Genomic DNA, 19,169 nt, shown 5'->3' on the forward strand with positions numbered 1-19,169 from the left:
TCGTGCCCGTTTCTCATCCCAGGAGATCCACATGACCGACCTCAACGCTGGCCAACCGGCCCTACTCACCACCGTCAGCCTGACCGACTTCATCGCCGAGTTTGGCGAGGGTCTGCTCGACTCCCTCAACCGCTCCAACCCACCCGTCTATGCCGGCGCCGCTCACACCGGACGCCAGGCCGTGATGGCAGGTCTCAAACGCACACCCTTTCCTGCTCAGGCCGATGTCGTCCAGGCGATCGCCGCCCTGCTGCTCGACCGCGGCGAACAGGCCGGCATCATTAACGCCGAGATGGGGACTGGAAAGACCATGATGGCCATCGCCGTGGCCGCTGTACTTCACGCCGAGGGCTATCGCCGCACCCTGGTCGTCTCGCCGCCCCACCTGGTCTACAAGTGGCGGCGGGAGATCCTCGAAACCGTCCCGGGCGCGCGCGTGTGGGTGCTCAACGGGCCGGACACTCTGGTGAAGCTGCTCAAGCTCCGCCAGGCCCTGGGCGAGCCGTACGATGGTCGTCAGGAATTCTTCATCCTGGGCCGTGTGCGGATGCGGATGGGCTTTCACTGGCGGCTGGCGTGCGGTACGCGCCGCGCCGCTGGCGGAAGACGACTGGCCTGCTGTACAGACTGTGGTCGCGTGCTCGAGGACGAGGAAGGCAACTACCTCACCCTGGAGGACTTCCAACGCGAGGAGCGGCGCCGGCAGTGCCCGAAGTGCAAGGCGCCCCTCTGGACGCTGATGCGCCCGGGCAAGGCCGCCGGCGGTGACAGGCGCAGCGTGATCCTCAAGTCGATGTGCCGCATACCAACCATCGGCCCCATCCGGGCAGAGAAGTTGGTGGCGGACTTCGGCGAAGAGTTTCTCGCCACGATGCTGGCTGACAACGTCCACGAGTTCATCAACCTGATGGACGCCAAGGGCAACTTCGTCTTCAACGACCGCCAGGCCAAGCGCATGGAGCGGGCGATGGCCAACCTGGAATTTGGCTTCGGCGAGGGCGGCTACCAGCCAACCGAGTTCATCAAGCGCTACCTGCCGGACGGCTACTTCGACCTGCTGGTGGTGGACGAGGGACACGAGTACAAGAACAGCGGTTCGGCCCAGGGCCAAGCCATGGGGGTGCTGGCAGCAAAAGTGCGCAAGACGCTGCTGCTGACGGGCACGCTCATGGGCGGCTACGCCGACGACCTGTTCTACCTCCTGTTCCGGATCCTCTCCCGGCGCATGATCGAGGACGGCTACCGACCGAACGCGCGCGGCAGCATGGCTCCTGCAGCTATGTCGTTCATGCGCGACCACGGCGTGCTCAAGGACATCTACACCGAGCGCGACAGCCAATCGCACAAGACGGCCCGGGGCAAGAAGCTCTCGGTACGGACGGTGAAGGCCCCAGGCTTCGGCCCCAAAGGCATCCACCGCTTCGTGCTGCCCTTCACCGTGTTTCTCAAGCTCAAGGACATCGGCGGCAATGTGCTGCCGGCGTACCAAGAGGAGTTCGTCGACATCCCGATGGAGGCGCACCAAGACGCGGCTTATCGGCAGCTGGCTGGCAAACTGACTGCGGAGCTTCGCCAGGCCCTGGCACGGCGGGACACCACGCTACTTGGGGTGGTACTCAACGTGCTGCTGGCCTGGCCGGACTGCTGTTTCCGGCCGGAGGTGGTGAAACACCCTCGGACCCGGGACACCTTGGCCAGGGTTGATGCGATCTTCGACGAAGACCAGGCCAGCCCCAAGGAGGAGGCGCTGATCGAGTTGTGCCGTCAGGAGAAGGCGCTGGGCCGCAAGGTGCTGGCCTACACCGTCTACAGCGGCACCCGAGACACGACCAGTCGGCTCAAGCGGTTGCTCGAGCAAGCCGGTCTGAAGGTGGCGGTACTGCGTGCTTCGGTGGACACGGCCCGGCGCGAGGATTGGATCCTCGACCAGGTCGACCGCGGCGTCGACGTGCTGGTCACCAACCCGGAGCTGGTGAAGACCGGTCTGGATCTGCTGGACTTCCCGACCATCGTCTTCCTGCAGACGGGCTACAACGTCTACACCCTGCAGCAGGCAGCGCGCCGGTCGTGGCGGATCGGTCAGAAGCAGGCGGTACGGGTGCTGTTCTTCGGCTATGCCGGCAGCTCGCAGATCACCTGCCTGCAGCTGATGGCCAAGAAGATCGCGGTGGCTCAGAGCACGTCGGGAGACGTTCCGGAATCAGGGCTCGATGCGTTGAACCAGGATGGTGATTCGGTCGAGATGGCACTGGCCAGACAATTAGTCAGCGGATAAGCTAAAGCCCTTCTTCGGAAGGGCTTTTTTATAAACCTCATACGAGTACGTCGTTAATACCTCGCGAAATTTCCTCCCCTACAATTCCAAGGAATAAAAAGCTTGGACCTCGATATTGCACTAAAGCTTATAGCCCAAAAAGCTTACGACGTAGGCTATTCAGCCAAACTACACTATTCAACATACGATATTGTGGAAAAGGGACCAGGGCTTATTGGTCTATTCTCACTTATAATTGGAGTGTTCTCCCTATACATCGACTCTCTTGGCACAAAGAACATCTCTGCCGCCATTACAGGGATTGGAATTTGCAGCCTATATATTTCATTTTACTCTGAAACCAAAGAGAACTACCTAGATGCAGGAAAAAAACTAACAAGACTCTATGATAATTTAAAAATGCTGCATGCCAAATGCAAAGCTAATCATCAATTCAATGCGGATGACGAACAGGAGCTCGAGAGAATTACCGACGAATTCCGCAACTGCTGCCTCAACAAACAAATTCTATTTGCAAGCTGGTTTGCGCACAAAAAATTTTTCTGGGAACAACAGGTAGCCTGGATTGAGGAAAACAGAAAGTTCAGTTTTTGGAGAGACAAACTACCGCTATCACTATATGGTGTAGCCGCCACTGCCACGATTGCAGCAATTGCTATCTTCTTACTACTTTAGTTAACGAATTACTCCAAGCAAGGAAGCACGAGCCATGACGAAAGTCTTGTTCGAACAATTCAGAAAAAATCTTGCAGTACGAAACCCTGATGCAATATCTACTAGCTATAGAAATATCACAGAAAAGCTCAATCAGAAATATTACTCTAGTGACTCCACAACTCAGCACTGCCGTCAAGTAGGCTCCTACGGTAGGCACACCGCTATCCACGGAGTAAGTGACCTAGACATGGCTTTTATCCTGCCATGGGCAGTGTACGAGCGATTTCAAAAATATGAAAACAATAAGCAATCAGCCTTGCTTGGCGAGATACGGCAGGCACTTGTAGATCGATTCCCTAATCGCACAATTAGATCTCAGCAACAAGTGGTTTCTGTTGAGTTTTCCGGATACGTGGTAGAAGTATTGCCGGTTTTCGAGAATGAAAACGGGAGTTATACATATCCCGACGCAAATAACGGCGGCACTTGGCAAATATGCAATCCTGTTGCAGAAATCAACAGCGTGAATTCTCTTAATCAAGAGAAAAATCACAACCTGAAGCGCCTATGCAAAATGGTTAGAGCTTGGAAAAATGAGCATGGCATTCCCATGAAGGGAATGCTGGTGGATACTTTATGCTATCAATTCTTAAATAATACAACAGATTTTGATTCGAAGTCATACTCTTCTTATGGAGAGATGACACGTGATTTCTTTTCCTACCTCGTAAATATAGATGAGGAAAAAGAGCAATGGCGGGCGCCCGGGAGCGGGTCATTAGTCTGTAAATCTGGAAACTTTCATCCCAAAGCCAAGAAAGCGCTACGCCGGCTTCAAGAGGCCGTTAATGAACCTCTCAAAGCGCATGAGCGTTGGAGATCAGTATTTGGAGAGTTTTTCCCGGAACTAACTGACAGCGAAGAAAGAAAAGCGATAAATGAAAATAGAGTTAAAGACACCGAGCAGTTTATAGGTGACAAATTCAGCATTGACATTCAATACACTATAAAGATTGATTGCACTGTAAAGAATGAGGGCGACCAACTTAGACGCCTTCTATCTCGAGTCATCAACTATAAGATACCTAGATCTCGCGAGCTTACCTTCTGGGTAAGCAAAATAGATGTACCGCCACCTTTCAAGCTTTACTGGAAAGTAAAAAACATTGGTATCGAAGCCATATCCCGAGACATGCTGAGAGGCGATATATTTATGGACTCAGGCCCGCATCAAAAAACCGAAAAGACAAATTTTGCTGGCGAGCACTTTGTAGAATGCTTTGTAATCAAAAACAACGTATGTGTTGCTCGAAGCAGAATTGAAGTCCCTATAGTATAACGCTCTACCCGACCAGTTCCACTCCGCACCTGAAACGCGAATACCTGCACTTTCCTCGCCCATAATAAAGTAGGCCTGTCATAAGAGAGGCCTACTTTTCAAACGGTTACTCCCGGCTCTACCTACCTATCAAATAGGTGCCGTGGAAAGCCCGCTGGATCCTGCAAGCCTATACCCGCATAATTGCATCCGGGTAATGACGGCATACAATCAATTAGCCGTGATACTTTATCAATCCACGAGTGATCCGCAGCAGTTGGTCGAAGTAAATACCAAATAATCGCAATTAATCCATACAGACGTGTCAAGGCTACGGATGACAAGCTTAAGCCGGAAAAATAGGGATCACTTACCGGAACGTTTAGTGGATTAGCTGATACTTGATTCCAGATTCTCGTATGGTGAGCACACCGATTGCGCAGTAGGTTAACTTCCTGCAACCACCTGGTGAACATTCTGGCATCAGTCAACCCTACTCTCGAAAGCACCTTATTCTGATAGCTACCCTTGAGCATCTCAAAGTACTTCGACACCGTACCAAAGTCCCAAGCCTCTACTGCAACCCAGAAAGGAATGGACCGGCTAGATTTTCGGTGCCAAACAATGCAGTCTTCTTTACATCTATCAAGTTGCTGCTGCTGCCGAGCGGACCACTCTTTCCAAGTATTCCTAAGCTTACCGTCCTTAGTAAAGTCTTTGGTCTGCTTCGGATTTATATAGCTTACATCCTTGTATGCCATCGGATCACATGCACCCAATTCGTGCGCAATCAATGTCCTAAGATTGACCTCTAGGCTTTCAACTGCATCGAGCATCAAAAGCCTAAGCTCTTTATCGAATCGGTACAATTCGACAGCATCAGTAAAGAATGTGACAGGTGAGAAATTATCGCCACGGAGCGGCTTCTTAGATACGGGACAGGTTAGATGATCGCCATCTACTCCTATCAGGAACTCTCGAGCGGGATACCAATAACCGCTAAGCCGGTAGTAACCTATCTCAGCGAGTTTGGTCTCAGCTTGCTTGGCATCGAGAATTCTCATGCCACGTGCTATGAGCAGGCTTATGAGGTCCGTATAGCTGCTGAAAGGCTTAGGAGGCAACAAAACCCTGTCTCCAGAAACAAGAAGGCCCAAACATAGCACCGGCGAACCGGCGCCAGAGGATCGGGCGCTGTTGAGATGGATGGTGCCAAGCAGCCGCCTCAATGTCAACCAGAAAAAGCTGACATTAAGAGCCGGCCCTCGCGTCATCGGGGCTGCTGGAAACGCTCTGGCTCGGCAGCCCCTGCCAGCGTCGCTTCACCGTCGAAAGGCTGACCCCTAGGCTTAGCGCGACTTCGGACTGACTCATACCTTCGCACTTGAGAGCTTGTACTGTTTCACGCGACGTCTTGGTCGGTCTACCCAACAGGAGACCTGCCCTTCTAGCTCTTGCTAGGCCAGCCTGTGTCCTTTCGACCAATAGATCTCGCTCAAACTCAGCAACGGCGGATACGACCTGCATCGTCATTTTTCCAGCGGCACTCGTAAGGTCTACGCCCCCTAGCGCCAGGCAGTGCACTCTCACCCCGTTGGAGGCAAGCAGATCTACCGTCGATCGAACATCAAGAGCGCTTCTCCCGAGACGATCCAACTTTGTAACTATCAAAACATCGCCTTTCTCCAATCGATCAAGCAGCCGTTGGAAAACAGGTCTTTCACGAGCGGCTACAGAGCCCGAGATCGTTTCGCTGAACACACGATGCTCGGCTACCGCGAATCCAGCAGCGTGAACCTCTATCGCTTGATTGAGTGGGGTCTGATCTGAGGTGCTGACTCGAGCGTACAAAAATGTTCTGCTCACCTTATCCTCTGGTGTCAAAAAGGGGAGATCAAAATGAAGTTAGGATCAAAAATGAAAAGGCTAGTTTTTGACCCCACCTGTAGTAGTGATTTCTCAGAAGACCAAAAACGAACGTTTTTGATACCAGCGATCCTTCAGATTTGCCAGACCTGGTCGATTCGGGTTGTAAAGCCCTGGCTGAGCAACTCGCGCCGCATGCTCCATCCTGGTGCTTCGCGGATCCGTGCAGCGCGCAGGGCGCCGCGTCCGTACTTTCGGTTCACCGCATCCAGGGTGGCCATCAGCTGGTCAGCAACAGCAGGCTGCGCAGGCGTGAAGAGGTCACCGGTGATCTCGCCGCGCTGGCAGATATCAGCCAGCAGGATCTCGGCCTTGGAGTAGGCGTACCCTTCCCGGAAGATCCGGGCCAGCCCGAACTGGGCGTAATGGATCAGCACTCGGGTGTCATCAGTGGGATAGGGCAGCTGTAGGGTCACGCTATTGGCATAGCGGGGCTGCTCGGGATTGAACATGCCAGTCTGAATGCCGACACGAAGGATCTGACACAGCGATTTCTGAGCCCTGAGCTTTTCCGCAGCGCGTGAGGTGTAGCTGGCCACCGCCTCGGCCAACGCAGAAAACTGATACTGGCGGGTGCCAAACATCCGGCTGCTGCAGATCATCTGCTTCGGCGGCTCAACCTCCTCAAGGTCGAGACAGCGCACTCCCCTGAGCTCCCGAGCAGTCTTTTCCAAGACGACGCTGAATTGCTTGCGCAGCGACCAAGCATCGTACTGGGCGAGGTCCCAAGCCGTCTGGATACCCATGGCTTCGAGCTTGACCTTCAGCCGGCGGCCTACGCCCCAGACCTCGTCGACCGGCAGCTTCCGCAGTACCTTGTCTCGTAGCTCTGGATCGCGGAGATCCACTACCCCACCGGTGCGATCGATCCAACGTTTGGCAGCGTGATTGGCAAGCTTGGCCAGCGTCTTGGTGTTGGCAATCCCGACACCGACCGGGATTCGCGTCCACTGAAAGACCTTGTCTTTGATCGCTCTGCCCACGTCGATCAATGGCTCTGGTATACCGGTCAGGTCGGCAAAGCACTCGTCGATGCTGTAGATCTCATAGGCGGGCACCAGGCTCCCTATAGTCCGCATCACGCGGTCACTGAGGTCACCATAGAGCGCATAGTTGGAACTGAACGCCTGAACGCCATGCTGACGCGCGAATTCGCGTAGCTGGAACCATGGCGCCCCCATCTTGATGCCCAGCTGCTTCGCCTCTGCCGACCTTGCGATCACACATCCGTCGTTGTTGCTGAGGACCACTACAGGGACGCCATTTAGGTCTGGACGGAACACCCGTTCGCAGCTGCAGTAGAAGCTGTTGCAATCGATGAGGGCATAGACCTGGTCAGGCATGACCGAGGCGCCGCAGGCAATCGGTAGCGATGCCCCAGACCTCGAATTCGTCTTCTTCCCGTACCGGGATCGGTTTGTAGTGGCGGTTGGCCGAGTGCAGCTCGTACTGGCCGCTGGCATTTCGCTGCAACGTCTTGATCAACGGCTCGCGGTTGAGGGCCGCGACCACAACATCACCTGGCACTGCTTCACGTGCCCGCGTGATGATCAGCAAGTCATTCGGGAAGATGCCGAGGCCCATCATGCTGTCCCCGGTAGCGCGGACGATATAGGTATGCGGGGCCTTGATATTCAGCAGGTCATCAAGCGAGATGACCGACTCGAGATGGTCCTGCGCGGGGGATGGGAACCCGCAGGGAACACGGAAGAGGAAGACCGGTAGGGCTGTTTCAGACGGAGCCAGATTGGCGACAAATTCGATAGACATGGCAAAGCGAGCCTCCTTTCGTCAGACTGTGTATTTATACAGTTAGCAAAGGAATCGCTAAGCTGTCCATCTGACGTCACTCGTCGCCGACGACTGGAGATATATACATGCCCAAGCCAACACAGCGTGATCTGACCTACTGCACGCTAGCCTTGCTGCTGGCAATGCGTATTCATGGGACCGAAAGTGCCGTGCGTGACACAGCCAGACGCTGCGTAAAGCTGCTGCCTAAACGTCAACGCGATCTGATGCTTAAAGTTGTTCAGAGCCAGCAACCTCTGACGCTGGTCCGCTACCTCGCGCGTAACCTGGACTGACACGCCATTGTCTGGCGTTCCAGCCTCGAAACCTAACCTCCTGAGACCTGGATAAGGTTTCCTGCTGACCCTCTTCAAAGCTTCTGCGACCGTGCACGGCATCCTGTGCGAGGTCTCCTATGAAGCGCCCTTCCCTCTCCCAAATGCTCGTCGCCACTGGCTTTGCCGCCTTGTCTGGTGCCTGCCTGTATCTCTACGTTGAGCTGTCCCATGTCAATCGCGACCTGAACGCAACAGCTGACCAGAACACGGTCCACGCCATCACCCAACGTCTGGACAAGATGCAGGACCAGATGGATGGCTTCGCCGGCGGCAAGCCGGTCCAAGATGCGGACTTCAGGGCGAGTCAGCAGGCACTGTCACAGCGCATCGATACCGCCCAGGCCATGCTGGTGGAGATCCAGCGCGCCAATCAGACCGCTTTGCAGGGGATGGCCCAAGCAGGCGACCTGGTCGTGCTCGAAGCCAAGCTGGAAGGCCTGCAAAACGACCTGGGAGATCTGCGCAAAAAAGCGGTGGAGCCCGCCAAGGCGCCGCCGCCGTTGATCATCCCCAAGCAGCGCAACGCGCCGGCAGTCGCGCGTAAGCCCGAGCCGGCCAAGCCGATCGAGACGCCTCCTCCCTTCACGGTAGTCGGCATCGAGTACCGCGGTGGTGAGCGCTTCCTCTCCGTCGCTCCGCCCGGCAGCACTCAGCTCAGCGAGCTCTACCTGGTGCGCCCGGGCGACAACGTCGGCGGCACCCGCTGGCGGCTGGCTAATCTCGACGACCGCCAGGCGCAGTTCAGCGTCGACGGCGCGACCCGCACCCTTTCCGTCAAGTAGTAGAGGCAATTCATGCGCCCCCAGTCCCCTCTCTTCCCAGCGAGCCTTGCGATCGCCCTCATCCTACTCTCGCCGTCCGCACCGGCACTCACCGCAGACCTTGTCGCCCCCCAAGTCTTCTCCGGCGAAACGGGTAGCGCTGAGCGCCAAAGCGCGGTCCAGCGTAACGACAGTGCCGTCGCCCAGGAATGGGGCCTGAGCAGTCAGGAATTCCAGCGCTACCGGACCCTGATGCAGGGCAGTCGTGGCGTCTACTCACCTGGTCTGGATCCGCTCACCGCCTTGGGTATCGAAGCCCAGTCCGATGCCGAGCGACGCCGCTACGCCGAGCTGCAGGTCCGCGCCGAGGCGCAGCGGGTGCAGAAGGAGCTGGCCTATGACCAGGCCTACCGCGACGCCTGGAATCGCCTGTACCCGAACCTACAGCCGGTGCAAGCCGGTGGCCAGGCAGCGCCCCAGGCAAGTCCAGCCGTGCGCGGCAATGGGCGGCTCGCTGTGTTCGTGACCGATAGCTGCGCCGCCTGCAACGAACGGGTTCAGGCGCTGCAGAGCGCGGGCCAGGCCTTCGACCTCTACCTGATCGGCAGTCAGAACGACGATGCCCGGATTCGCCGCTGGGCCGTGCTCGCCGGCGTCGATCCGGCCAAGGTGCGCGGACGGCAGATCACGCTCAACCACGACGCCGGCCGCTGGGTCCAGCTGGGCCTGGGCGGCGAGCTGCCGGCCGTTGTCCGCGAGGTGAATGGGCAATGGCTACGGCAATGATCAAGGCGCTCGGCGCCGGCGTGATCCTGCAAGCACTTGCGCTCGGGGCCCAGGCTTCCGAGACACCGCCGCCCGCCTATCAATTGGCTGCCCATCAGGCGGGCATCCCCTCCGAGGTGCTGTACTCAGTCGCCCTGCAGGAGAGTGGTACCCGACTACGCGGCAGGGGCGCACAGCTGGTCCCCTGGCCCTGGACCCTCAATGTCGCCGGCGCCGGCTATCGCTTCGCAACCCGCGCCGATGCCTGCACGGCGTTGCTGGTCGCGCTGAGCACAGCGGGCGCCAAGCGGGTCGACGTCGGCATCGCCCAGGTCAACATGGGCTGGAACGGCCATCGCTTCGGCCGCGGCGCCTCGCCCTGTGAGGCACTAAACCCCTACAAAAACCTGGAAGTCGCAGCGCAGATGCTCGCCGAGCTGCGCGCCCAGGGCGGCGACTGGATCAACGTCGCCGGCCGCTATCACCGTCCCGCCGGCGGCGCGCCTGCCGCCAAGTACCGCGAGCTCTTCGCCAAACACCTGAGCCGGGTCACCGGCCTGAACCTCCTGGCCTCGAATCCATGAAGCATATCCTCACGCTCCTTACCCTGCTCTTACCGCTGGCCGCCCAGGCTAACAGCCTCACCGTAGTCGAAGACCGCGGCGGCGTCTCCGCATTGCCTTACTACCAGGGCCTCAATCCTGAGCCTGTGACGGAGCAGCGGCAGGCCCAGGTGCCCCAGCCGAGCCTGGCGCAGGGTTTTCCCGTCCGATCGCAGCGGCTAACGCCCGGCACCGTCCAGGGTCGTGCACTCAACGCACCCGGCCTGCAGCCCTTCTTCCTGGTCGGCGACGACGAGCTATCCCGTCGGTGGCTGGCCAGCCGCGGCGAGACGCTCCGGCGCCTCGGCGCCGTCGGCCTGGCCGTCAACGTTGCCAGTGCCGATCGCCTGGCAGTGATCCGCAGTTGGACCGGCGGCCTGACCGTCAGCCCTGTCATTGGTGATGACCTGGCCAGCCGCCTAGGGCTCGCTCACTACCCCGTACTCATCACCCCCACTGCCCTTGAGCAATAGGAGGTCCCAGTGCCCAGCTCTCAGGTTCCACACCCAGCTGCTGCTAGCGCCCTGAAACAGGATGCTCCTGAGGTGAGCCCATTTCAGAACGAAGACTTCGGTCATCACGTCACCTTCGGCCCAACACGGTCAGGTGCTTCCTTCTATCTGACTATGGTCATTCGCCTACCTGACCATCAAAAAGCACGCGCCGCCCTGGCTGGCGACGTCGAGGTCCTGGTCGACCTTCATGGTGGCGAGATCACCGGCCGATCCCTGGATGATGAGATGACGCTTTGCGAACGCTTCGAGGCAGCACTGCCGCGTGGCGAAGCCGAGGCTATCCGCAAAGAGCACGCCGCGGCCCTGCCGCTGCCAGGCAATGGCGAGCGGGAACGCTGATCATGGCCCGCAATCATGCCCTGGATACGCTGCTGCGGCCTGCGGTAGAGCTCTACACGGTGCAGGTGTGCCTGGCCATGGCCTTCCTGTGCGTGTTCGCGCCTTGGGCCGTCGCCCTGACGCCGCTGTTCGGCCTGGTCACGGCCGTGGCCTTCCTCAGCTTCGGCGCCTACCGCTTTCGCCAGGCGCTGCGCGTGCTGCGCTATCGGCGCAACATCCGGCGCCTGTCGTTCTACAGCATGACCAGCAAGGAGATCCCGGTCAGCAATGAGCGGCTGTTCATCGGCAAAGGCTTTCGCTGGGAGCAGAAGCACACCCAGCGCCTGGTCGACACCTATTTGCCGCAGTACGCGCCCTATGTCGAGCCGTCGGAATGGACCAATAAGGCGCGGCGCCTCGAAGCGCGCCTGGAGTTCGCGCCCTTCCCGCTTACCCTGTTGGCAAAGGCCACCGCCTGGGATAACGCGGCGAACCCGTTCCGACCGCTGCCTCCGGTGGGCGGTCTGCCGCGCCTGCATGGCATTGAGCCCGAGGAGCACGACGTCACCCTACCGCTGGGCGAGCGGGTCGGTCACTCCATCGTCCTGGGTACCACGCGGGTGGGCAAGACGCGCCTGGCCGAGCTCTTCATCACTCAGGACATCCGCCGCAAGCGGCGCGGCCAGCATGAGGTGGTGATCGTCTTCGATCCCAAGGGCGATGCTGACCTCCTTAAGCGCATGTACGTCGAGTGCGAGCGCGCCGGCCGGGCCAACGAGTTCTACGTCTTCCACCTGGGCTGGCCGGACCAGTCCGCGCGCTACAACGCGGTAGGCCGCTTTGGTCGGATCTCCGAGGTGGCTACCCGCGTCGCGGGCCAGCTGTCCAGCGAGGGCAATTCGGCAGCGTTCAAGGAATTCGCCTGGCGTTTCGTCAACATCATTGCCCGGGCCCTGGTCGCCCTCGGCCGGCGGCCGGACTACCTGCAGATCCAGCAGCACGTGATCAGCATCGAAGGATTGTTTTTGGAGTACGCCCAGAAATACTTCGACGAGCATGATCCCAAAGCGTGGGAGAAGGTGATTGCCATTGAAGCGAAGGTGTCTGAGAAGACAACGCCCTTCAACATGCGAGGCCGGCTGCCCCGCGTGATCGCCATCGACCAGTACTTGAACCAGACCCGCGTGATGGATCCGGTCATGGACGGCCTGCGCAGCGCCGTGCGCTATGACAAGACCTACTTCGACAAGATCGTCGCTTCGCTGCTGCCGCTGCTGGAGAAACTCACCACCGGCCGCATGGCCGAGCTGATTGCTCCGGACTACCACGACGTCAACGACCCCCGGCCGATCTTCGACTGGATGCAGGTGGTGCGTAAACGCGCCGTGGTCTACGTCGGCCTGGACGCCCTCTCCGACACCGAGGTCGCCGCCGCGGTTGGCAACTCCATGTTCTCGGACCTGGTCTCGGTGGCCGGCCACATCTACAAGTACGGTATCGATGATGGCTTGCCTGGGGAGGCCAGCGGCAAGGTGGCCATCAACCTGCACGCCGACGAGTTCAACGAGCTGATCGGCGATGAGTTCATTCCCATGATCAACAAGGGTGGCGGCGCCGGCCTGCAGGTGACGGCCTACACCCAGACCCTGTCCGACATCGAGGCCAAGATCGGCAACCGCGCCAAGGCCGGGCAGATCATCGGCAACTTCAACAACCTCTTCATGCTGCGGGTCCGCGAGACGGCGACGGCTGAGCTACTGACCAACCAGTTGCCCAAGGTCCAGGTCTTCACCGCTACGCCAGCAAGCAGCGCGAGCGACGCCGTCAACGGCAAGACCGCCTTCACCTCCAACACCCATGACCAGCTAAGCGCCACTAGCGTGCCCATGCTGGAGCCCGCCCATGTGGTGGGCCTACCCAAGGGCCAATGCTACGCGCTGATCGAGGGCGGCAACCTGTGGAAGGTGCGGATGCCGCTGCCGGCGGTGGATCCGGATGAAGCCATGCCCAAGGACCTGCAGGAGCTCGCGGAGAAGATGCGCAAGGCCTACCAGGTGGGCCAGGCCACCGGCAGCGAGTGGTGGGAGGCGCCGGGGCAGCGCCAGGTGGCAGATGATCTCCCGCTGGATCTGCAGGACGATTTCAAAAAGATGACCCAGGGATCGGAGGACGCGGCATGACCACCGGCCTTGATCATGGTCGCCTCGTCGCCCTGGGGGCCGCCTGGTTGCGCCGGCAGGGCTTTCCCCTTGTCGCCACCGAGCTGCGTTGCTTTGGCTCACGCGAGCAGCCGGATGTGCTGGGCTTTCGCAGCAACTGCTCGACGTTGATCGAGGTAAAGACCAGCCGCGCTGACTTCCTGGCCGATCACAACAAGCCCGAGCGGGCCGCCGGCGGCCTGGGGCTCTACCGATTCTACCTCTGTCCCGAGGGGCTGCTGCAGACGGCTGACCTACCGCCCGGTTGGAGCTTGCTGGTGGCCACCGGCCGCCAGGTGGCCGAGGTCGTGCGGCCCCGCGGCAACCTCTGGCCGCCGGCAGGGCGAGCCGGCGGTACCGAGTGGGAAGCCTTCCAGCACCAGCCGGATCTTGCCGCCGAGCGCCAGGCGCTCTTTTCCATCGCCCGGCGCGCCAGCGCCGCTCCTCGAGGACGCCGATAATGGCCGACGTCGCCCAGCGCGCTCAGCAACAGCAGGTCAAGGAGCAGACCTTTATCGGGTCGGTGCTCAGCTTCCCCTTTCACTTCATCGGCGTGATGTTCCTGTCCCTGGGCGGTGCCATCCTGGTTGATTGGCTTTGCCTCTACTTCTTCTGGCCGGAGGCTGGCTGGCACCACGCGAAAGGCATGCTTGATCATGAGCTGGGCTGGCTGTCCCAGGGATTTCTCTCCAGCGTCGTGGTTCAAGAGCCCGGTCACACTGCGACCTGGTTGGTGGGGCTGCTCTATGACTGGCTGTTCGTGAAGACAGGGCTGATCCATTGGCTGACCGGGATGCAGCAGCTAGCGGCAGCCGGCCCGCGGAGCGAGCTCGATGTGCGCTACCTGGCCGCCCAGAGTGTCACGACGGTACAGACCTATGGCCTGTCGGCCCTCTTCACCATCCTGGTGTTCTGTGTGCGCCTGGTGATCTTGGTACTCGCCGTGCCGCTCTTCGCCATGGCCGCCTTGGTCGGCTTCATCGACGGACTGGTGCGGCGGGACATCCGCAAGTTCAGCGCAGGCCGTGAGTCGAGCTACTTCTACCACAAGGCCCGCAGCACCATGTTGCCGCTGGCTCTGCTGCCCTGGTCGCTGTACCTGGCCTTGCCAATCAGCGTGAGCCCGCTCCTGGTGCTGCTGCCTTGCGCGGCGCTGCTGGCCTTGTCGGTGAACCTCACGACTGCCTCGTTCAAGAAATATCTCTAGTTGCTATAGGAGCCACCATGACCATCCTGATCAAGCACCATCTGCCTTCCTCGCGCGCAGCCTTACATGCCAGCTGGATCACTATGGCAGTCCTTCTTCTTATCCTGTGCGGCGCCTTGTCGATGACACTGGCACAGCTCGAATCCTTTGGCGGGTACTGGCAATCCGTTGTCGCTACTAGCCTTGCACTATCAACAGCTCAATGGTTAACCACTGCAACGTGGATCCAGACGCTTACTCATCGCGGGCCTTGGAACGGGCGAGCCTTTGTGAACCTTCTGATTTGGATGAGCTCAGCCGCAGTCCTGTACGGCTACGCCATCGCGCGGACGCTAGACCCCATCATTCCAGCGCTAGAAACCCTGAACTATCAGCCCATACCAGGGCGAGCGGAAGGAGCGGCCTTCGTTGCGCTCTGTGCAGGGCTTGGCATCTGCTTGGTCAGCATTACGTTGCTTATGGCCTATCTCTGCTACATCAGCATTCGTCATCGACGCACTATTGGGTGAGTACCGACAACCAATGAAGTAATACAGGGAAAGCTCGGGATCTGAATACAGCAGACCATACCCATAGACCCACGATGACCAAGATGATGAATCCGGTGATCAACCACCACTTCTTCATATGGAACACTTCGAACATTTGGGGCTGGCCATCATGCCATGCCGCGATTGTTCCACACCTCTTTTCATCCAATCCCTCGCCGTTGGTTACCTGATCGGTAGGGTGTAGAGCGTGGAAAAACCATCCTGCACGGGTGGTATTAAAAACTGTCACAGCCTATCTGGAGCCCTCATGCAGTGGACCCCCGAGCAAGCCCCCGCCATCGCGTCAAACGCCCGCAAGCTGCTGATCCAGGCCTTTGCTGGCACCGGCAAGACCACCACCCTGGTGGGCTACGCCAGTGCCCATGCTGACGTGAAGATGCTCTACCTCTGCTACAACAAGTCGGTGGAGATGGCTGCCAAGAATCGCTTTCCGCGCAACGTCACCTGCAAGACCGCCCACGGTCTGGCCTATGCGGTCTACGGGACCCAGTACCAGCACAAGCAGGCCGGCAACCTGCGCATCACTGAGGTCGCCCGGGTGCTGGATACCCAGGATTGGGAGCTGGCTCGCGACGTAGTCAACACCCTCAACACCTTCATGGCCAGTGCCGACATGGCCCTGGACGGTCGCCACTTCACCCGCTACGACGGCCGCGGCCTGACGCCGCTGCAGGAGCGGCGGATCACCCAGGTGGTGGGCATGGCCATCAGCGTGTGGAAGCGCATGATCGACCTGCAGGACGCCGGCGTGCAGATCACCCACGACGGCTACCTCAAGCTCTACCAGATGAGCCGCCCGGACCTGTCCAACCGCTTCGGCGCCATCTTGCTCGATGAGGGCCAGGACGTGAACCCGGTGATCGCCGACCTGGTGCAGCGGCAGCGCACCATCCAGGTGATGGTCGGCGATCGCCACCAGCAGCTCTACCGCTTCCGCGGAGCCCAGGACGCTCTCAGCGCGGCCTGGATGGCCGACGCCGAGAAGCACTACCTGACCCAGTCATTTCGCTTCGGTCCGGCCGTGGCCCATGTGGCCAACGTCATCCTGTCGTTCAAGGGCGAGACGGTGAAGCTGCAGGGGCTCGGCCAGCGCACCCAGGTGAAGCGATCGCTGCCGGAGGACCTCGCCCATCGGGCCTGGCTGCATCGCACCGTCAGCGGCGTGATCGAGAATGCCTTGCGCCTGGAGAAGCAAGGTGGGCACCGTATGTTCTGGATTGGCGGGATCGACAGCTACTCGCTGCGCGAGCTCGAGGACCTGTTCCAGTTCAGTCGAGGTCGCAACGACCTGGTGCAGCAGAAGAAGCTCTTGCGCGACTACCGAGACTTCGAGCAGTACCAGGAGATCGCCAAGGCCACCCAGGATCCAGAGATGCAGCGCTCGGTGCGGATCATCGAGGCCTACTTTGACCTGCCGAAGCGCATCGAGCAGCTGCGGCGCTGCGCGGTGGCCAGCGAGCTGGACGCTACCGTCACCCTGACCACGGCGCACAAGGCGAAGGGCCTGGAATGGGACTTCGTGGGGCTGTACGACGATTTCAGTGCGGATCCGCTGGCACCGGAGATTGATCGTGCCAGCCGCGACGATGAGCTGAACCTGCTGTACGTCTCAGTGACCCGGGCCATGCAGATCCTGGCCGTTAACTCTCTAGTGATCGACATCATGCAGCGATACACGGAGCTGCATGGGAGCAGGCGATCAACCTGATCGCCTCATTTCGCTAGCTACTCCAAGGCGCTACGACCTGTGCGGTCAGCCAGCTCATTGCGGATTCTCTTGAGCTCCGCGACGTGGAGTTCCAAGCTCTCCAGGTATCCCGGGTACTTTGCATCGGATGTGACACCGCTTAGCTTGCGAATCAACGAACCGGCTTTGGCCGCGCTTCTGCGGGCGCCACATAACAAATCATGCATCTCGTCATCCGCACTGCGATGGCGACTCTTAGCTTTCTGATTTTCCATGACAATCTCCTACTGGGCCTGCGAAAACCGACGTCGTAACTGGTCACGTAGCTGCGTGGGGAGATCGGTAATTTCCAACGACCCGCGCTCGGCATCGAACACAATCCGCGAACCCAGCAGATGGGCTTCGAACGTGATCGACAAGCCCTCGGCGCGGCCAGTGAAGCGGCGGAATTGGTTGAGGGTGGGCTTGTCTGCAGGGATCTCCAGCGCTAGGCCATAGTCCTTGTCCTGAATAAAGTCATAGAAGGCGCGCGGCGCCTCGCCGTCCATCAATTCGGACAGGGCGTCCAAGGCCATGGGCTCGCCGCGCTTCGCCTGGCTGGTGGCGTAGTCCACTAAGGTGTCGGTCTTTTCCCTAGCGCCCTCTTCCGGCAGGTTCTCGCTTTCAACGTAGTCGCTGAAGGCCTTGAGCAGGGAGCGGGTCTCACCTTTGGCGTCGACGCCCTCTTGGCAGCCGATGAAGTCGCGGAAGTAGTCCGAGACCTTCTTGCTACCCTTGCCGCGGATGAAGGAGATGTACTGTCGCGACTGCTTATTGTTGCGCCACTCCGAAAGGTTGATCCGCGCGGCCAGGTGCAGCTGGCCCAGGTCCAGGTGCTTGGCCGGGGCCACTTCCAGACTTTCGGTGACGGTCACCCCCTCGCTGTGGTGCAGCAGAGCGATGCTCAGGTAGTCGGTCATGCCCTGCTGGTACTGGGCAAACAGCACATGGCCGCCGGTGGAGAGGTTGCTGCTCTCCATCAAGTCCTTGAGATGCTCCGCCGCCTTGTGACTGAAGGCGACGAAGTCCTGTTTGCCTTCCAGGTAGGCATGCAGCCAGCCACTGAAGGGATAGGCGCCGGATTCCTCGTGGAACAGGCCCCAGGCCTTGTTGGGCTTGGCGTTGTAGCTGTAATTGAGATCGGCCAGCAGATTTTCGATGGCTTCGGAGTCGGGCAGTTCGGCGTCCCGTGCGTGCAGAGTGGCAGGCTGGCCGTCGGGCTTTTTGTCGATCAGATGGACGATAATATGGCGAGTGGGCATGGCAAAGCTCCTGGGGGACAGGACTCCACCATGTCGAAGGGTGGGCACGTTTCGAAGGGTAAACCTCATCCACGTCGTAGAAGGTTGACCTCCGGCTAGCAAATCCTTTCGGATCTGCGCTGGCTTTGCCTGATTCGGTCAGCCACTGCGCCGGCAATTTGTCGCCGAGGCTTTTGCTTGTGCTTGAGGTACTCGGATCGGCACTGGTCAAACAGCTCTGCCGCCGCTTTCAGCAAAAGCTTGCCCTGCGGCGGAGTGATCCGGTCGAAGTCGAGCATGGCCAGTATGTAGCCTTCGAGCTGCCCGTACAGCTTGGCCAAATGACCCAGGCCCATGATAGCCATGGCATGAGTCAGGTCTCGCCAGCGTTGTTTAGCTTCTTCGGGGAGAAACGCAATGTCGGTCATACGACCTCCCGTGATTTTTCTGATGACAGCGTAGCCATGGATTTCGTTCGCCGCCTGAACGAAACCGTTTCGGACATGGATACGGTTTCACCTGGCACGCTTCAAATAGCGGACCGAGGATGGTCAATCCCATCGAACTGGAGCCGTCCATGTCCCCTGCCCGCTTCGAATACCACACTGAATTCTCCCCCCTCACCTACCGCGTCCAAGAGCGCGGCTGGCTGATGTTCAAACACGAACAGCAGACCGGCACCCCTGACGTCGCTGCTTTCCTGGCGGATCCGGAGCGGCAGGCCCGCCTGCAGGCACTGGGCGCGGACGGCTGGGAATTGGTCAGCGTGCAGCCGGTGCTGGAAGGCCGCGCTCAGATCGGACAGCAGACCGCCCAGGGCAACCAGGGGTGGGGCGTAGGCTACGCGGTGGCCACCGGCTTTCTGCTGTTTTTCAAACGCCTCATCGCCTCTACGCAAAGTCAGTAATCAAGCGGGTTTGCAACCTATTTGGGTGTAGTAATGGTTTCCCGCTGACCTCCTCGGTGGCCCTCGGCATCCT

The 19,169-nt window shown here is 59.3% G+C and carries 22 protein-coding genes; 15 read left to right on the plus strand and 7 right to left on the minus strand.

The window, feature by feature from the left end:
- Positions 1-31: 31 nt before the first annotated feature.
- From RND78_RS25410 to RND78_RS25420, 3 genes are all read left to right on the plus strand, one after another.
- Complete coding sequence (locus tag RND78_RS25410) at positions 32-2,275, plus strand: SNF2-related protein (RefSeq protein WP_312732730.1); 2,244 nt, start codon at positions 32-34, stop codon at positions 2,273-2,275.
- A gap of 102 nt (positions 2,276-2,377) precedes the next feature.
- Complete coding sequence (locus tag RND78_RS25415; RefSeq protein ID WP_312732731.1) at positions 2,378-2,950, plus strand: SLATT domain-containing protein; 573 nt, start codon at positions 2,378-2,380, stop codon at positions 2,948-2,950.
- A 34-nt stretch (positions 2,951-2,984) separates the two neighbouring features.
- The gene (locus RND78_RS25420) at positions 2,985-4,271 is read left to right on the plus strand and encodes an SMODS domain-containing nucleotidyltransferase (protein WP_312732732.1); all 1,287 of its coding nucleotides are present in this window, start codon (positions 2,985-2,987) and stop codon (positions 4,269-4,271) included.
- Between the two features lie 122 nt (positions 4,272-4,393).
- On the opposite strand, the gene RND78_RS25425 is transcribed toward RND78_RS25420, so the two are convergent.
- The 4 genes from RND78_RS25425 to RND78_RS25440 form a co-directional block, all read right to left on the minus strand.
- Positions 4,394-5,314 (minus strand): Abi family protein, encoded by a 921-nt coding sequence (locus RND78_RS25425; protein WP_312732733.1) that lies wholly within the window; start codon positions 5,312-5,314, stop codon positions 4,394-4,396.
- A 187-nt stretch (positions 5,315-5,501) separates the two neighbouring features.
- A complete protein-coding gene (locus tag RND78_RS25430) occupies positions 5,502-6,116 on the minus strand; it encodes a recombinase family protein (RefSeq protein WP_312732734.1) in 615 nt (204 codons plus the stop codon).
- Between the two features lie 134 nt (positions 6,117-6,250).
- Complete coding sequence (locus RND78_RS25435) at positions 6,251-7,519, minus strand: Y-family DNA polymerase (protein WP_312732735.1); 1,269 nt, start codon at positions 7,517-7,519, stop codon at positions 6,251-6,253.
- The gene (locus RND78_RS25440) at positions 7,512-7,946 is read right to left on the minus strand and encodes a LexA family protein (RefSeq protein WP_042133106.1); all 435 of its coding nucleotides are present in this window, start codon (positions 7,944-7,946) and stop codon (positions 7,512-7,514) included. Before RND78_RS25440 ends, RND78_RS25435 begins: the two co-directional genes overlap by 8 nt.
- 107 nt (positions 7,947-8,053) lie before the next feature.
- On the opposite strand from RND78_RS25440, the gene RND78_RS25445 reads away from it, so the two are divergent.
- The 11 genes from RND78_RS25445 (at position 8,054) to RND78_RS25495 (ending at position 16,930) form a co-directional block, all read left to right on the plus strand.
- On the plus strand, positions 8,054-8,263 hold the full coding sequence (locus RND78_RS25445; RefSeq protein WP_312732736.1) for a hypothetical protein: 210 nt from the start codon (positions 8,054-8,056) through the stop codon (positions 8,261-8,263).
- A 119-nt stretch (positions 8,264-8,382) separates the two neighbouring features.
- Positions 8,383-9,087, plus strand: a complete 705-nt coding sequence (locus RND78_RS25450; protein WP_312732737.1) for a methyl-accepting chemotaxis protein — start codon at positions 8,383-8,385, stop codon at positions 9,085-9,087.
- A 12-nt stretch (positions 9,088-9,099) separates the two neighbouring features.
- Positions 9,100-9,852: a TIGR03759 family integrating conjugative element protein gene (locus tag RND78_RS25455; RefSeq protein WP_312732738.1), complete on the plus strand. Its 753-nt coding sequence runs from the start codon at positions 9,100-9,102 to the stop codon at positions 9,850-9,852.
- On the plus strand, positions 9,837-10,415 hold the full coding sequence (locus tag RND78_RS25460; RefSeq protein ID WP_312732739.1) for a transglycosylase SLT domain-containing protein: 579 nt from the start codon (positions 9,837-9,839) through the stop codon (positions 10,413-10,415). The genes RND78_RS25455 and RND78_RS25460 overlap by 16 nt, the downstream gene beginning before the upstream one ends.
- Positions 10,412-10,906 (plus strand): integrating conjugative element protein, encoded by a 495-nt coding sequence (locus RND78_RS25465; protein ID WP_312732740.1) that lies wholly within the window; start codon positions 10,412-10,414, stop codon positions 10,904-10,906. Before RND78_RS25460 ends, RND78_RS25465 begins: the two co-directional genes overlap by 4 nt.
- A 72-nt stretch (positions 10,907-10,978) precedes the next feature.
- Positions 10,979-11,287 carry a hypothetical protein gene (locus RND78_RS25470; RefSeq protein ID WP_312732741.1) on the plus strand — a complete coding sequence of 103 codons (309 nt, stop codon included), beginning with the start codon at positions 10,979-10,981 and terminating at the stop codon, positions 11,285-11,287.
- A 2-nt stretch (positions 11,288-11,289) separates the two neighbouring features.
- The gene (gene traD / locus RND78_RS25475; protein WP_312732742.1) at positions 11,290-13,446 is read left to right on the plus strand and encodes a type IV conjugative transfer system coupling protein TraD; all 2,157 of its coding nucleotides are present in this window, start codon (positions 11,290-11,292) and stop codon (positions 13,444-13,446) included.
- Positions 13,443-13,925, plus strand: coding sequence for a hypothetical protein (locus RND78_RS25480; RefSeq protein WP_312732743.1), 483 nt, complete (start codon positions 13,443-13,445; stop codon positions 13,923-13,925). Before traD ends, RND78_RS25480 begins: the two co-directional genes overlap by 4 nt.
- On the plus strand, positions 13,925-14,671 hold the full coding sequence (locus RND78_RS25485; protein WP_312732744.1) for a TIGR03747 family integrating conjugative element membrane protein: 747 nt from the start codon (positions 13,925-13,927) through the stop codon (positions 14,669-14,671). Before RND78_RS25480 ends, RND78_RS25485 begins: the two co-directional genes overlap by 1 nt.
- Positions 14,672-14,688: 17 nt before the next feature.
- On the plus strand, positions 14,689-15,180 hold the full coding sequence (locus RND78_RS25490) for a hypothetical protein (RefSeq protein WP_312732745.1): 492 nt from the start codon (positions 14,689-14,691) through the stop codon (positions 15,178-15,180).
- Between the two features lie 289 nt (positions 15,181-15,469).
- A complete protein-coding gene (locus RND78_RS25495; RefSeq protein ID WP_312732746.1) occupies positions 15,470-16,930 on the plus strand; it encodes a UvrD-helicase domain-containing protein in 1,461 nt (486 codons plus the stop codon).
- A 17-nt stretch (positions 16,931-16,947) separates the two neighbouring features.
- On the opposite strand, the gene RND78_RS25500 is transcribed toward RND78_RS25495, so the two are convergent.
- The 3 genes from RND78_RS25500 to RND78_RS25510 form a co-directional block, all read right to left on the minus strand.
- Positions 16,948-17,184 (minus strand): hypothetical protein, encoded by a 237-nt coding sequence (locus RND78_RS25500; protein ID WP_312732747.1) that lies wholly within the window; start codon positions 17,182-17,184, stop codon positions 16,948-16,950.
- A 9-nt stretch (positions 17,185-17,193) separates the two neighbouring features.
- Positions 17,194-18,210 (minus strand): nucleoid-associated protein YejK, encoded by a 1,017-nt coding sequence (gene yejK / locus RND78_RS25505; protein ID WP_312732748.1) that lies wholly within the window; start codon positions 18,208-18,210, stop codon positions 17,194-17,196.
- Between the two features lie 95 nt (positions 18,211-18,305).
- Complete coding sequence (locus RND78_RS25510) at positions 18,306-18,617, minus strand: hypothetical protein (RefSeq protein WP_312732749.1); 312 nt, start codon at positions 18,615-18,617, stop codon at positions 18,306-18,308.
- Positions 18,618-18,766: 149 nt separating this feature from the next.
- Here RND78_RS25510 and RND78_RS25515 point away from each other — a divergent pair, with 149 nt between their 5' ends.
- Entirely contained in the window at positions 18,767-19,096 is a 330-nt protein-coding gene (locus tag RND78_RS25515) for a hypothetical protein (protein WP_312732750.1), read from the plus strand.
- The last annotated feature ends 73 nt before the right edge of the window (positions 19,097-19,169 follow it).

This window comes from Pseudomonas oryzihabitans (assembly GCF_032027545.1).
Taxonomy (GTDB): domain Bacteria; phylum Pseudomonadota; class Gammaproteobacteria; order Pseudomonadales; family Pseudomonadaceae; genus Chryseomonas; species Chryseomonas oryzihabitans_F.

Excerpts from the sequence above, each read along its gene's own strand:
- RND78_RS25410 (WP_312732730.1), top strand. The coding sequence starts at position 32 with ATGACCGACCTCAACGCTGGCCAACCGGCCCTACTCACCACCGTCAGC.
- RND78_RS25420 (WP_312732732.1), top strand. The coding sequence starts at position 2,985 with ATGACGAAAGTCTTGTTCGAACAATTCAGAAAAAATCTTGCAGTACGA.
- RND78_RS25425 (WP_312732733.1), bottom strand. The coding sequence starts at position 5,314 with ATGAGAATTCTCGATGCCAAGCAAGCTGAGACCAAACTCGCTGAGATA.
- RND78_RS25435 (WP_312732735.1), bottom strand. The coding sequence starts at position 7,519 with ATGCCTGACCAGGTCTATGCCCTCATCGATTGCAACAGCTTCTACTGC.
- RND78_RS25440 (WP_042133106.1), bottom strand. The coding sequence starts at position 7,946 with ATGTCTATCGAATTTGTCGCCAATCTGGCTCCGTCTGAAACAGCCCTA.
- RND78_RS25445 (WP_312732736.1), top strand. The coding sequence starts at position 8,054 with ATGCCCAAGCCAACACAGCGTGATCTGACCTACTGCACGCTAGCCTTG.
- RND78_RS25450 (WP_312732737.1), top strand. The coding sequence starts at position 8,383 with ATGAAGCGCCCTTCCCTCTCCCAAATGCTCGTCGCCACTGGCTTTGCC.
- RND78_RS25455 (WP_312732738.1), top strand. The coding sequence starts at position 9,100 with ATGCGCCCCCAGTCCCCTCTCTTCCCAGCGAGCCTTGCGATCGCCCTC.
- RND78_RS25460 (WP_312732739.1), top strand. The coding sequence starts at position 9,837 with ATGGCTACGGCAATGATCAAGGCGCTCGGCGCCGGCGTGATCCTGCAA.
- RND78_RS25465 (WP_312732740.1), top strand. The coding sequence starts at position 10,412 with ATGAAGCATATCCTCACGCTCCTTACCCTGCTCTTACCGCTGGCCGCC.
- traD (WP_312732742.1), top strand. The coding sequence starts at position 11,290 with ATGGCCCGCAATCATGCCCTGGATACGCTGCTGCGGCCTGCGGTAGAG.
- RND78_RS25480 (WP_312732743.1), top strand. The coding sequence starts at position 13,443 with ATGACCACCGGCCTTGATCATGGTCGCCTCGTCGCCCTGGGGGCCGCC.
- RND78_RS25485 (WP_312732744.1), top strand. The coding sequence starts at position 13,925 with ATGGCCGACGTCGCCCAGCGCGCTCAGCAACAGCAGGTCAAGGAGCAG.
- RND78_RS25490 (WP_312732745.1), top strand. The coding sequence starts at position 14,689 with ATGACCATCCTGATCAAGCACCATCTGCCTTCCTCGCGCGCAGCCTTA.
- RND78_RS25495 (WP_312732746.1), top strand. The coding sequence starts at position 15,470 with ATGCAGTGGACCCCCGAGCAAGCCCCCGCCATCGCGTCAAACGCCCGC.
- RND78_RS25500 (WP_312732747.1), bottom strand. The coding sequence starts at position 17,184 with ATGGAAAATCAGAAAGCTAAGAGTCGCCATCGCAGTGCGGATGACGAG.
- yejK (WP_312732748.1), bottom strand. The coding sequence starts at position 18,210 with ATGCCCACTCGCCATATTATCGTCCATCTGATCGACAAAAAGCCCGAC.
- RND78_RS25510 (WP_312732749.1), bottom strand. The coding sequence starts at position 18,617 with ATGACCGACATTGCGTTTCTCCCCGAAGAAGCTAAACAACGCTGGCGA.
- RND78_RS25515 (WP_312732750.1), top strand. The coding sequence starts at position 18,767 with ATGTCCCCTGCCCGCTTCGAATACCACACTGAATTCTCCCCCCTCACC.